Annotated in this window: 10 protein-coding genes and 1 pseudogene; 1 reads left to right on the forward strand and 10 read right to left on the reverse strand. The window is 52.4% G+C overall.

Annotated elements, in window-relative coordinates; all coding sequences use genetic code 11:
• Positions 1 to 25: 25 nt before the first annotated feature.
• The 9 genes and pseudogenes from ACP7D9_RS14975 to ACP7D9_RS15015 all read right to left on the reverse strand — a co-directional run bounded on the left by ACP7D9_RS14975 (position 26) and on the right by ACP7D9_RS15015 (position 7,219).
• Positions 26 to 1,267: a DUF3150 domain-containing protein gene (locus ACP7D9_RS14975; protein ID WP_426158235.1), complete on the reverse strand. Its 1,242-nt coding sequence runs from the start codon at positions 1,265 to 1,267 to the stop codon at positions 26 to 28.
• Between the two features lie 202 nt (positions 1,268 to 1,469).
• Complete coding sequence (locus ACP7D9_RS14980; RefSeq protein WP_050682318.1) at positions 1,470 to 1,799, reverse strand: hypothetical protein; 330 nt, start codon at positions 1,797 to 1,799, stop codon at positions 1,470 to 1,472.
• 58 nt (positions 1,800 to 1,857) lie between these two features.
• The gene (locus ACP7D9_RS14985) at positions 1,858 to 2,301 is read right to left on the reverse strand and encodes a hypothetical protein (RefSeq protein ID WP_426158237.1); all 444 of its coding nucleotides are present in this window, start codon (positions 2,299 to 2,301) and stop codon (positions 1,858 to 1,860) included.
• 3 nt (positions 2,302 to 2,304) lie between these two features.
• Entirely contained in the window at positions 2,305 to 3,336 is a 1,032-nt protein-coding gene (locus ACP7D9_RS14990) for an AAA family ATPase (RefSeq protein ID WP_426158239.1), read from the reverse strand.
• Between the two features lie 203 nt (positions 3,337 to 3,539).
• Positions 3,540 to 4,556 (reverse strand): lambda-exonuclease family protein, encoded by a 1,017-nt coding sequence (locus tag ACP7D9_RS14995; protein WP_426158241.1) that lies wholly within the window; start codon positions 4,554 to 4,556, stop codon positions 3,540 to 3,542.
• A 69-nt stretch (positions 4,557 to 4,625) separates the two neighbouring features.
• Positions 4,626 to 5,792 (reverse strand): recombinase RecT, encoded by a 1,167-nt coding sequence (locus ACP7D9_RS15000; protein WP_426158243.1) that lies wholly within the window; start codon positions 5,790 to 5,792, stop codon positions 4,626 to 4,628.
• A 171-nt stretch (positions 5,793 to 5,963) separates the two neighbouring features.
• Positions 5,964 to 6,377, reverse strand: a pseudogene (locus ACP7D9_RS15005) (single-stranded DNA-binding protein); the annotation flags it as partial.
• 229 nt (positions 6,378 to 6,606) lie between these two features.
• Positions 6,607 to 6,798 (reverse strand): hypothetical protein, encoded by a 192-nt coding sequence (locus ACP7D9_RS15010; protein ID WP_426158245.1) that lies wholly within the window; start codon positions 6,796 to 6,798, stop codon positions 6,607 to 6,609.
• A gap of 115 nt (positions 6,799 to 6,913) precedes the next feature.
• Positions 6,914 to 7,219 carry a hypothetical protein gene (locus ACP7D9_RS15015; protein WP_426158247.1) on the reverse strand — a complete coding sequence of 102 codons (306 nt, stop codon included), beginning with the start codon at positions 7,217 to 7,219 and terminating at the stop codon, positions 6,914 to 6,916.
• 445 nt (positions 7,220 to 7,664) lie between these two features.
• Here ACP7D9_RS15015 and ACP7D9_RS15020 point away from each other — a divergent pair, with 445 nt between their 5' ends.
• The gene (locus ACP7D9_RS15020) at positions 7,665 to 8,315 is read left to right on the forward strand and encodes a hypothetical protein (protein WP_426158249.1); all 651 of its coding nucleotides are present in this window, start codon (positions 7,665 to 7,667) and stop codon (positions 8,313 to 8,315) included.
• A 51-nt stretch (positions 8,316 to 8,366) separates the two neighbouring features.
• Here the strand turns inward: ACP7D9_RS15020 and traN are convergent, their stop codons facing one another.
• Positions 8,367 to 11,711 (reverse strand): conjugal transfer protein TraN, encoded by a 3,345-nt coding sequence (traN, locus tag ACP7D9_RS15025; protein ID WP_426158251.1) that lies wholly within the window; start codon positions 11,709 to 11,711, stop codon positions 8,367 to 8,369.
• Positions 11,712 to 11,718: the final 7 nt, after the last annotated feature.

The raw sequence follows: 11,718 nt of genomic DNA on the forward strand, positions 1-11,718 counted from the left end.
CAGGTGTGCCCCCGAGGGGTTGGATTTACATGCAGAACTCGATAGCGCCACTTTGCAACTCGACCACAGGCGCCACAATGTGGGCCGCAGGTAAAGCGCTTGTTTCAACAACGGGTACCGATTGAAAAGCGCTGGCTTGGATTTGCTCAGCCAGTGCCGACAACTCGCCAATGCTCATATCACCCTCAAGGGTGGTACCAGTCATCAACTCATCGATCGTGACGCTAGGTGCGGTGTGGCCACCATCAACCGCAACATCGCTTGCCAGTAGGCTTTCACCCGCCAAGTCAAACGCTGTCTCCACATCATCAACTAGGTGTGGTTCCGTCGATCCGACTACGACCGGGGCGGCAATAGAGGTATCAATAACGAGCGGAGCCTGCACTTGAAGGGTCGACTGGACATCGGTGGAGGTTTTCGAGAAAACCTCAGCCATCTTGAGAATTTTGGTCTCGTCAGAAAGGTTCATGATCAGGCCTAACAGATCCTGAAATTGCGAACCCTCGTAGGGACCACTTTTTGGCAGCTTACCGATAACGGCCATCATGTAATCGGCTACGTCCTGTACCTTCGGATTCAAGAAAGCCAGCGAGCTGAGTTTCTTGTGCATCTTGAGCATGGCACTGACAGCCTTACGGCTGACGGAGCCCTTTCCAACAAAGCTGTTATCCAGAAGATCCTCAGCTGCATCGGCAATTTCCCGAAACAGCTGACCCGACAACCCCTGAACTTCTTGCTCCAAGCCCTTGGAGAGCGTGGGATCCGAAGCATCGGGCACCACGCGGCAAAGAGTGAAGCGAAAGCCCAGTCGTTGTTGTACGACAGCCTTAGGAGTGATGGCATTCTCAATAGCTTTACGCCACTGAGGTTTACCGTTCCATTTGTTCATCCAGTCAATACAGATTTGATCGTACTTACCAATGAAAATCTGAATCTGCTGGGTGAACAACCGCTGGATATCCTGCAGCTCAGCTGCAACCGCCGGCGCAACATCATTTGGAAGACCGTAGCCCCCCATGAAGCGAACACCGTTGGTTTCAAGCAGGCGAATTGCGCGCCGCTTCAGCCGATCGAATTCCTTGATCTCATCAGGATCGGTAATTCGCTTGCTACCCAATGATGCCAGTTCCGATGGGGGCAGATTGAGATCTACACCCAGGTCCTCAGCGCGCAATTTCTTGCGGCCGGACCAGATACTGACGTTCAAATCCACCAGCAAAAGCTTGCTGAGAATTTGAGTTTCTTGAACGAGATTAGAATTTTGCATGACGCACCTCCGGGAAGTGGAGGCGGTCTGCCCCAAATGGGGAAGGTCGCCCCCAATGGGTTTAATTAAGAATGCTGCGGATTTGAGTGAGTAGCTGTCACTAACGCAGGTTGCTCGCATGAGCAACGCTGAGAACCTGTTTTGCTATAGCCGGACTATAGCAAAGCAGGCTCGAAGGCGGGAGCCAGAGGCCCCCGCTTTCTTACCAATCAAACATTGGTAAATCATCTATCTGCTCAGCATCAGCGTCGAAAGCCAGATAGAGGATTCCCTGAGAAGGTGCAAGGCACCATTCAAGCAAAGACTTGAACTCGGACGATGCACCTCGAGCAACAATAGCGTTGACCGTGAGCTCACCGATCGCAATCAAAAACCCATGACGGGTATCGAAGACGACTGGGACGAATTCAGCAGACTCACTGAAGCGCCCTCGATGTTCAGCCGCGATTGTTTCAAGAAGCTGTACATCCTCCTTGCGCAAGTGGCCGGTGCACAACTCGACGGCCTTACAGATCGCAGGTGACAAATTCATGGTTCTAACTCCGAATTACGATCGGAGCTCGCCCCTTGCGGGACGAGCCCCGCAAGGGCTATAGACAGAACACAGACTCGCCTTCAAAAGCATTAGCGAAGGAAGAAAGGTCCAAGGGTTTCGGCAGTACACCCAGGGCAATCAAGATCAGAACACCATGATTGTACTGATCAACGTTCAACAACCGCATCAGAAACGCATCGCATTCTTTAGCACTCGTCAACGCAATGGATTCACCGCCGGCGGTGGCCAAGCTGAGTAGCTGACCACCATTGTTTATCGGCCCAAGATTGACAGCGACTGCCGACAGCAGAAGTATCTTTTCCAGGTCTTCATCAGGTTTCAGCTCGCCAGAAGCGAGAGAGCCTTCAAGCAAATCACCGAGGGATTTCAGCGACGATGACAGCCCCAGGCTGGCAGCTACAGGATCAAGATCCTGTAGTGCCAGTCGGATAGGCTCCCGTTGTGCTGAATCGACTGCACACGAGAAGAAAATGCCCATGATTTATGCCGCCTGCAGAACAGGATCAGCACCCCAAGCGGCACCGAATCCGTCCTTGGCAAAGGTGTGAACAACCACACGCATCGCTTTGTCGGCACGGTTGGTAAGCGCTTCGCGAAGAGCCTGGCCCATTGGTGATGGGAAGACTGCTTTTGCAGATGCGTTAGCATTGTAGGTTGAAGCGATCCGAGCCCAACGCAGCAGCGAGCGCGTCGAAAACGTGATCGTCAGCCCAGGCTGGCCTGGCTTCAACTCCATTTCAGGGTTGCCAACGAATTGCTTACGCACATCGTTGGCGATATCGATCATCTTCTCGAGAATGGCGACATCCACTTTTGGCATTGTCGAAGAGAGGATCTGAAGCTCCTCCGCTTTGCTCATGTATGGTACTTCGATCATCCGGCAACGGTCCCAGGTCGCAAGGTTCTGCGCCATGGTGCCGCCGTGGAGACCAGTGTCATCGCCCTGACCACGAGTGTTGCTCGTGATGACCATACGGAAGTTTGGATGCGGGTAAATGATCTCACCACCGTTTTCTGCAAGAACTAACGGGCCACCTTCCAGCACCGCATTAAGACCTGCAAACACCGCTGGATCGAGTACATCCGCCTCGTCCAAAACAAAAATTGCCCCCTCCTTCATTGCTAGGGCCAACGGACCGTAGCGGAAAGAGGTTCGTTGATCACCCGTTGCTTGTTCACATTCGAGTGAGGTCGAACCAACCAGCTCAGGCATTTCCATCCTTGAGTGAGCGTTTACTTTGCGGAAGGGCCAACGAAGACGCGCCGCAATTTGCTCGAGGATAGATGTTTTACCGGCGCCAGTCGGACCCACAAGGGACAGAAAATCGCCACCATGGGAGTAGAGAAAGTTCATTACTGGCAACCGCAGGATGGTGCGGAAGAAGTAGTGAGGGTTGATCGATGGAACGAGCTCCATCAGTTCATGATCAGCTGGGAAGCCAGGAGCCATAACTTGCGCTTCATTGCCGACTACGCCGAACGAGCTCATTGGGATGATGTTTTGAAAATTCATGGTGCAACTCCAGAAAAGAGAGGCACCACTCCCCTGCTGGGGAATGGATGCCCCAGGGGGTTTGTGATTTGCTGTTAGAACGAACAGCTGCGTTATCGCTCCCAGGCCACATGGCGAAGGAACAAATTCAGAAAACTCTGGTAAGGACGTGCTTACCACAGGTTTCTTGAGGGAGAAAATGAGGGCCAAATGGCCCCCAATTCCTAATAGCAAAATGCCTGAACACCACCTTCCAGGTCAACAGTCTCGGCCTCGAAAAGATGCGCCAGCGCCGCGTCTGAAAGCGGGGTATCAGGATCAATCGTCAATCGGGATCGTTCCGTCACCGGCGCGCGATACGACTGCAATTTATCCTCTGGATAATCCGGGTGCAGGCTGGCAAACAACTCCTTCCACCGCACATTGCCGGCCTGTTGGTAACGGCATATCCGAACACCCTCGGCTTCAGCCAGCATATGGTCCCCCATAAGGGAAACCAATCCTTTCTGAACCCCTTCCTTCTGCGACTTCAACAGCTTCAGCTCGGCCTCGAGTTCACTGACACGACGGTCAATGCTCCTGGCCTCGGCCGCATGCTTAACCCACTCCGCCAGCTTCTCACCCTCAGGGATGAAAAAGTCGCGAAGAGGATCCTTTTCCGGCTCTGTATCGGTGACAACCAGCGCCCAGAATTCAAGCGCCGCTTTGATTATCAACTTCACAGCCAGATCGCTTCGAGGAATCTCGAAGACAATTGGGACATGCCGCGTGTGGTAGAACAGAAGAAAGCCCTTCTCTGCCCCCGACACAGCCATCTGGTGCTGAACTTGCCACCAGTAGAGTTTGTAGTGCGAGGAGAGCTCTCCCAGATTTTTCACCTCATCGAAGTTCGTGTCTGAAAGAACCTTCACTTCGACTGGGCGATTCTCCGGATCCACGCCGTCAAAACTCGCTCTGAGCACAGGGTGGGTTATTGACTGACCGCAGAGCGGAAGCAAGACCGTGTCAAACCGATCCTGGTACCAAGCGATCGCATGAGGCTCCAGCATGATTGCCAAGCGAACTTGGGGGATCATCGAAATGTCGATGGAGGCAACCCTCCCGGTCATTTCAGCCCACAACCGCCACCGTGTTTTCTCTGGATGATGTCCCAAGATCACAGCGGTAGATGTTGCAGAGATCCCTTCGTTTCGCCAGGTGTGCCACTGCGGGCTCCTTTGGCGCAAATTAATAACGTTCATCGTGCCTCCATAAGTGGAGGAACCCAGCCCCAAAAGGGGCAAGGCCCCCTTTAGGGTTGAGTACTGACATCACGCAGGTACCTTCTGTTTTGCGAGGTACTCAGATTGTCCCTTACGGAACTTCTCATTTGCTCGCACCAGCAAATCGCCCTTCAGTTGGGCGGCTGCCCAGTCGAATGCGCTCTGCCAGGCACCTGTACGCATCGAGCGGTCATGCACTTGATCGATACGACGGATAAGCGTCTCGTTAACATCGCGTGGCCCTGATCCGACGCCAACTTCACCCTCAGTACGAATCGGCCCTTGATTTCGAGGCTGATCCATTTGGGAATGACGCGAATCACCAACTGGTGAGGCTTCTGCCTGAGGATGACCACTTGGATTAGGATCAGTGTCGTAAACAAACCCCTCATGCAGGTTAACGACATTGGTCTGAGTTGCAGACGATGGACCATGCATCTCCCTCGACGCAGTTTCGAGCGTGACTGCACCACCCACGAAACCCTCACCACCTTCCTCGTTGAGGTAAGAGATAACGTTATCGAGGGCGGGACTGGTCATTGGCCAATACTTCCGGGCAATCTTGATTCCCGTCTTGATAGCCATTGAGTCGAAGTGAGTATCCCAAGGACCCTTTTTCTTCGTGGGGTCCGAGTTCGTCCAAGCAGAAGACAACTGCCGGGCGGCATAAACGTCTTCAGCACTGACCGGGTGAACAAGAAGCTTACCGATGGACAAATACGCTTTGACGTAAACGCCACGGAACTCGCCCCGATCATGCTTCGCCAGAAATGGATCGTAGATGTGGATTGGCTCGTCATTGGCACCGTTGAAGCTGAAGGTGTCACGACTATAGACCGAGCAGGCCACAACAAGATCGACTGCCCGGCTATCGGTAGCGATCTTCATCAATCCCCGGTAGGAGATGTCGGCGATCACCTTGCCCTCACGGGGCACCAAATATGCCAGCCCCATCGCCGGATTCAGCGTAAGCCCCGACGATGCAATTTGCTGCATCGCCAACGCAAAGCTTGCCTTGTTGTTCATTGCGACCGATGCCAAGTAAGAATTACCGAGCATTGCTTGGTAGGCGTAGAGTGCTTCCTGGGCAAAGTTCATACGACTATTCATCGCACTCACAATGTTCGAGAAGTCCTGCTCCGTGCTTCTAACCAGATCATTGATCTGTTCAGGCTTCACGGGTGGTCGCTGTTGAGAAATTTGTTTGCCAGCCATGTGTTACCTCCAGGTTGAGAGGCGGAGGCAAACCCCGAACGGGATTTGCGCCCCGCGCGGGATGAATTGCTTGAGTTGAATCTGCAGTGTTTCACTAGAGGCAAAACCTCAAGCGAAAACGTCAAAGTCCGATAATGCTCCAGGCTTCGACCCTTGTTGCGCTAAAGACTAAGGCCTCGCTGCCTGATGGCGTGAGGCAGTATTACCGCCACCGACACCCTGCGAGCCATCTTGGTTTTGAGGGCGACCACCGAGCAACTGCATGGTGCCCTGAGTGTCAACGACGATCTCAGTCGAATACCGCTTGATACCGTCCTTCTCCCACTCGCGTGTCTGTAACTTTCCCTCGATGTATACCTGCGAACCCTTACGAAGGTACTCGCCGGCAATTTCAGCAATCTTGCCGAACATCGAGACACGGTGCCATTCGGTACGTTCTACCTTCTGGCCCGACTGCTTATCTGTCCACTGCTCGCTGGTAGCGAGGCTTAGATTGGTGACCGCATTTCCGTTAGGCAAATAGCGGACCTCAGGATCTTGGCCACAGGTGCCAACGAGGATTACTTTGTTTACGCCACGCGCCATGTTGTTACTCCACATAGAATCGGGGCGCACGCCCCTGCGGGTATGAGTGGCCCTTAGGGGATTGATTTTAATGCTGGGATAAGCAGTCCAGCTTCTGCATCCGAAGGTCAACAATGACCAACAGGAATCCAGGTAGAAGGTGGAGAAGAATCTTTTCAATGGGCTTGATGCAAGGCCACAGAAAAGAAGCTTCAAGGGGGAGCGAACTCCCCCCCGCTATCGAAGGGATTTACATCGTGATCCCGATTTCCGCGGTCTCGGGAAGAATGTGGTTATACACGGCCCATCGCTTGACGTAGCGAATGTCCATAACCTCAGGAGTCACCGTACTCGCGATGTTGTCCGGTACACGTACCGATTCACCGCCAAGGAGCAACTCTTGTAGTTCCATAAGATAGAACGCTTGAACTGGGTATTGCATGGAGGGCTCCTCGCCAGGTGGTCCACCAAAGCACTCAAAGCGAGAACTTTGGTGGACCACCTGGAAGGGTGGCCCTTGCAGCACTACTCACTCAAAGAGTGAGTAGTCCATCAGCTCAGAAGCTGAGCTGGATTTTGCGACGCTGGAAGGTCGGCTCGTCGTAGGTCGAATAATCGATCGATTTCGGAAGCCGGTTAGTGCGAGTGGCGCCACGCAGAGCGAGGCAATCATTGGCGCTAAGACCGAGCGAAGCTTTTGCTGCTTTCGCATGAGCGGCCTGATTAGGCGACACATGCAGATCATCAACCTTCTCGTTACCAAGCTTTGGATCCTGGCGAGGAACAACCTTCTTGGAACGAGAGAAGTAGAGGTACCCAACAACCACAGCGAGAATGAGCAACACGATAGGAAGGTTGTTCATTTGCTCACCTCCGTATCAACCATTAGATGGCCGGCATAGGAGTTGTAAGCATGTGCGGTGTCAGCAGACAGGACCATCAATAACCGCGCGAGAGCGGAAAGGACAGTAGACAGGATTGCAGATTTCATGGAGGCCTCCAGCAAAAAATGAGGAGCCTCCACCCCAAAGGGACAGAAAGCCCCTCTGGGTAAAATCACGACCGCGAATCGTGATCGATTGAGTGCTAGGTTTGGTGCCCAGCTTCACACAACCCCAACAGGTAAGACCTGGTGGGACTACACTCAAGCAACATGCTTGGGTGAAGATTAGGCTTGAGCATAACTGCCCTTCTGTAAGGTGTAAAGCGGCCCTGGTAACTTCTGACCCTAACATCGGGTCAGATTCAACCAACTAAAAAGCATCATGAGAATATCGTTGAGGCTCCCCAACCCATAGGAGCCATGCAATGGCCAACGGACACGACTTCAAGCCGCAAGGCAGGTACTCCAGCGCAACCCTTGAGTCCACTTACACTCTCCATACCGAGCAAGCTCAGCGCGTACATCGACGCTGCTTTGAAGGTGCGGCACGCGCCCTCTTTACCGTTGACGTGGTGGCGCGCGCAATGGCTCAGTCGAACAAAGCGTTCGACTACAACGCAGTGATCACCGCCGTGGAAACGATGTTGATCAACCTGGAAACCGAGATCAACAAAGAACGCGATCGTTACTCTCACATGATCAACGCGGCCGGCCAAGAGGGCATTACCGCCCGCTATGACAACGCCCAGTCCTATACCTTCACCGTGTCCACGCCGGCGATCATGCGGTTTGCGCAAATCATTCAAGCCTTCGACCAAATGCTGATTCAGGCTCAGACCGCATGGCTGCTTTGCCTGCTGCCGTCGGACAAGAACAGCCTTGTGGCCAACGAGCGCATGCGCCAGGTCATGAAGGTGATCCGCAAGCTGCAGAACATGGCCAGCGAAGCGCGGAACAAAGCCAAGAAAGAGCCCTATGCAGAATCGATCGCGCAATCCTTGGGCGAAGCGGCTGAAGAAACCGATGTCGACCAACGAACGAAAGAAGCCATCGAGGAAGAAGAAAAAGCCGCTTAAGGCCGACGCCATGTACAAAGGGCGCCATCTGGCGCCCTTTTCTATTGCGTATTAATTCAGATTTTTCCGCACCTTATCCTCAGCTTCCTTGCGGGTTCCCGAGAAGTCCTTATCCTCCAACCGGGACTGATTGCGTATCAGAGTGTTCTCCCGGTCACCGCCGATGCTGAGCGCGGTACCTTTGCCAGTCAGCTTATCCAACGTCGACTTATCGATTGTGGGGTAGTTGTTGGTTACTTGAAGCAAACCTATCCACTCGGAAATATCTATCTTGCTCCAGTCCAGGCGGCTGAGATCCTCAACAGCCAAACCTTCGCAAGTGGGATTCTCTGCCTCCCCCCATTTCATACCGAGTTGCGGCCGAGCTTGCTCTTGAATGATCCGCCCCAAGGGCGAGTTGAAGCAGCAATAGGCTTCACGCTTCTCAATACAGCCAAGAGGTGACTTGGACGCGCAATAACTGCCAACAAAATGGCAAACCTTGGTTTCCTTCTTAGCTCCGAGCTCGAACTCCTTTTCCTCGCACTCCCAGATGATATTCACCAGAATGTTGGCGATCTGGTAGACCATGTACGCGATCATCACCACCGATACCACGGAGGCTAGCCCCGATGCCCAAGTCGCATTCGCTGCCGGCGTGACCGCTCCTGTCGCAGCATCAGTTGAAGCGTACGCCACATCACTCGCGCCATTGGCAGCGAATCCACTCGCGAAAATCATATTCGCTGCGGCAGGTCCGAATGTTTGGGCAGTCCAGTTTGCAACGTAGTTCATCATTTGCTGCTTAAAAGCACTGATCACACCAAGCTGAGCTACTTCCGTAACCGCTGCGTTAGTAGCGCCTGCGGCACTCCAGGCCGCATCCCAGCCACTGGAGATCAATGTTTTGCTGAAAGCCCACGCACTTTCCAGGGTAGGTGCCGCATCGATAATACCGACCTTCTCACTCAACTGGATGGACGTGTAGACAAGCGTGACGTAATCCATGAGCGAGACACCGTCTGGAGCCTCGCAACAATCGACCCACCCCCCTACAGCCTTCTTGCATTCCATGGCCTCGCCTTTCCAAACCTTGCAGGATTTATCCGATGTCGTATCCGTCGGGTCTTTCCCGCAATCAAGATCATGCTCGGCAAACTGGGCGATCTGTAGAGCCACCGCGGCGTAGGCAAAATCCGTAGACTTTTCATCAACAGGGTTAAAGCATTCAGTCCCGAGGCATCGAACAGGCCCGTCACATTGGTAGGAGCTGCTCGTCTCAGTGGATGGCACTTCGACTTCATAACCGCAATCCCATACCTCCTCTTTCACGTAACACTGGCCAGAAGCACCGGTGGCACCGGCTACACACTTCTGAGAGATGAACCCGCATGACTTGTCCTTCTCAAACTTCTGACAAGAGTTGAGATTTAGGCCCCCGTTTACACATCCACCTTCAACTTTCATCGCCAACGCCAGCTTATCGACGCCAGCAACCGGCGCAGGCAGCATCGCGTTATATATCTCATCTCCAGGACAAACCTGAGTCCCGTTTAGTGGCAGACAACCTGAGGTCACGCCCTTACTGACAGACACGGTGCCACCCTCGGAACACTGTCCTTTCTGAATTTTGTTGGCAGCGTCGATGCAAAACTGAGGACCGTAGGTCTCCGCGTTGATACGGACCACTTTGAGACGGAAATCATGCGCATAGAACCAGCCCGGGTTCCCACTGCCCGTATCTTTTATATCAGCGATCATTTGCAAACCGTTTTGGCAACTGGGCATCTGAACAATATTTACCGAATCAGCGGTAAGTGTATTAGGAGCGTACTTATGACCAGTCCAAACCCCAATGGACGACACCGCTATTTTCTGCGGCATCGGCTTACCATTAGCCCCCGCCTTGCAAATATAGTCGTAATTCACCTTATCAAGAGAGCTATCGGACCGCGATGAACCCGATGTATTGGTAAAGGTGCCAGCGAGAAAATCAACCTTCACGCGGTTGGTTTCATTCGCTCCAGCTTTGTCTTCGACGGCGACTTTGGCCGCAAAAGGAATCTCAATTACCTTAAGGTTATGCGTTACAGAGCATGTCTTATCAGAGTTCACGGGGCACTGTTGCTGCCCTTGCGCATCGGTATAGCAGTCCATTGGCCCCTTATAGAAATCACACTGAGTCTCGACAGAAACCTCCTGACACAGGGGCGAAATACCCTGCACAGGGGAGGCAGCAAAGTTGCTCTCGCAAACTTTGATTCCGTTGATTACAGAACAACCGTCCTCGGTCATAGGAGGCATCTTGGTGCAAACGTAGTTACCCTCACAAGCACCGTCATTAACGGATGTAATCGCGTCTAATGCTTCTTGCGGGTACCATTTTTCATCACTGATCACTTTTTTTGGATCATAGAGCACTCGTAACTTCGCATATGCTTCACCTTTACCAGTGACGGAGGCTCGAATTTTAAATGGAAGCACACCCTTTGTTTTTAAAACAGAGGTCATATCCACATTGGGCGCTGTTTGCCAAGAAGTATTGAGCTCGCAAGCTCCTGGAGTTTCAGGCGGGAAATTCTCATTTGGCCCGGACCAGACTTTTGTCTTCCCGACCCAAACCTGCATGTAGTCGTCCCATTTCGCATATACCAATTTAGCATCGGTGATTGCATCAGGATTAACTACTTCAAATTCCATTTTGTTTTCATATACAGTACAGCTACCATTCCAATAGTTATCTCCAACCTGACCCAACCAGATATCAACACACCCTTCTCCGCAGGTCTGAAAATTGGTAGGGCCAGATGTGTATTTAATAACACCGGTAAAATAATCGTGTTTCAGCGCAAACGTACCAGACTTGTCGGTAACACGCTCACATGTTTTCAGGTCTGAGACATGCTTTGTGGTAGTCGTTTTTTTAGTGTCGGTAATCTGCTTACAGTCAGAAAACTCTTTATTAAATACATCCTGATTATCGATAACTTTATCGCTATTGGTCCAAAGTGGATCATTGCTCAGGTCTGGCCGGGTTGTTCCAGCTGTATTTTTAAGAAGACGGTAAGCATCACCGCTCATGGAGTTTTCGCTATTGAGTGTTGTATTCGCCTTCGAACCAGCACTCAAAGTAGCCTTGTCATCCCCGTATAAATTAGACAGGTCAGAGGCACCGTCATTCTTGCCAGCCCCCGGGAACAATTCTGAAATATTAATACTTTGCTTATCACTACCGGATCCGTAACTGATAGCGGTTCCTGAAACCGAAGGAGGGCTCCACGCTGACATGGCTTCTTGAGCAGCAGCATTACCAGCAGATGCCGATGCAGCAATATTATCCGCCCAAGCTGGTAAAAAACAGGAATAGGTATAAAACAACAGGGTGGCTGCTGCTGTGACTCTACTGGCAGTCGTCATATCTGTC

Origin of the sequence: Pseudomonas sp. TSRC2-2, assembly GCF_049897785.1 — a bacterium.
In the GTDB taxonomy this organism is placed as follows: Bacteria; Pseudomonadota; Gammaproteobacteria; order Pseudomonadales; family Pseudomonadaceae; genus Aquipseudomonas.

Coding starts and splice junctions, on each gene's coding strand:
- ACP7D9_RS15020 (WP_426158249.1), top strand. CDS start 7,665: ATGGCCAACGGACACGACTTCAAGCCGCAAGGCAGGTACTCCAGCGCA.
- ACP7D9_RS14975 (WP_426158235.1), bottom strand. CDS start 1,267: ATGCAAAATTCTAATCTCGTTCAAGAAACTCAAATTCTCAGCAAGCTT.
- ACP7D9_RS15000 (WP_426158243.1), bottom strand. CDS start 5,792: ATGGCTGGCAAACAAATTTCTCAACAGCGACCACCCGTGAAGCCTGAA.
- traN (WP_426158251.1), bottom strand. CDS start 11,711: ATGACGACTGCCAGTAGAGTCACAGCAGCAGCCACCCTGTTGTTTTAT.
- ACP7D9_RS14980 (WP_050682318.1), bottom strand. CDS start 1,799: ATGAATTTGTCACCTGCGATCTGTAAGGCCGTCGAGTTGTGCACCGGC.
- ACP7D9_RS15015 (WP_426158247.1), bottom strand. CDS start 7,219: ATGAACAACCTTCCTATCGTGTTGCTCATTCTCGCTGTGGTTGTTGGG.
- ACP7D9_RS15010 (WP_426158245.1), bottom strand. CDS start 6,798: ATGCAATACCCAGTTCAAGCGTTCTATCTTATGGAACTACAAGAGTTG.
- ACP7D9_RS14985 (WP_426158237.1), bottom strand. CDS start 2,301: ATGGGCATTTTCTTCTCGTGTGCAGTCGATTCAGCACAACGGGAGCCT.
- ACP7D9_RS14995 (WP_426158241.1), bottom strand. CDS start 4,556: ATGAACGTTATTAATTTGCGCCAAAGGAGCCCGCAGTGGCACACCTGG.
- ACP7D9_RS14990 (WP_426158239.1), bottom strand. CDS start 3,336: ATGAATTTTCAAAACATCATCCCAATGAGCTCGTTCGGCGTAGTCGGC.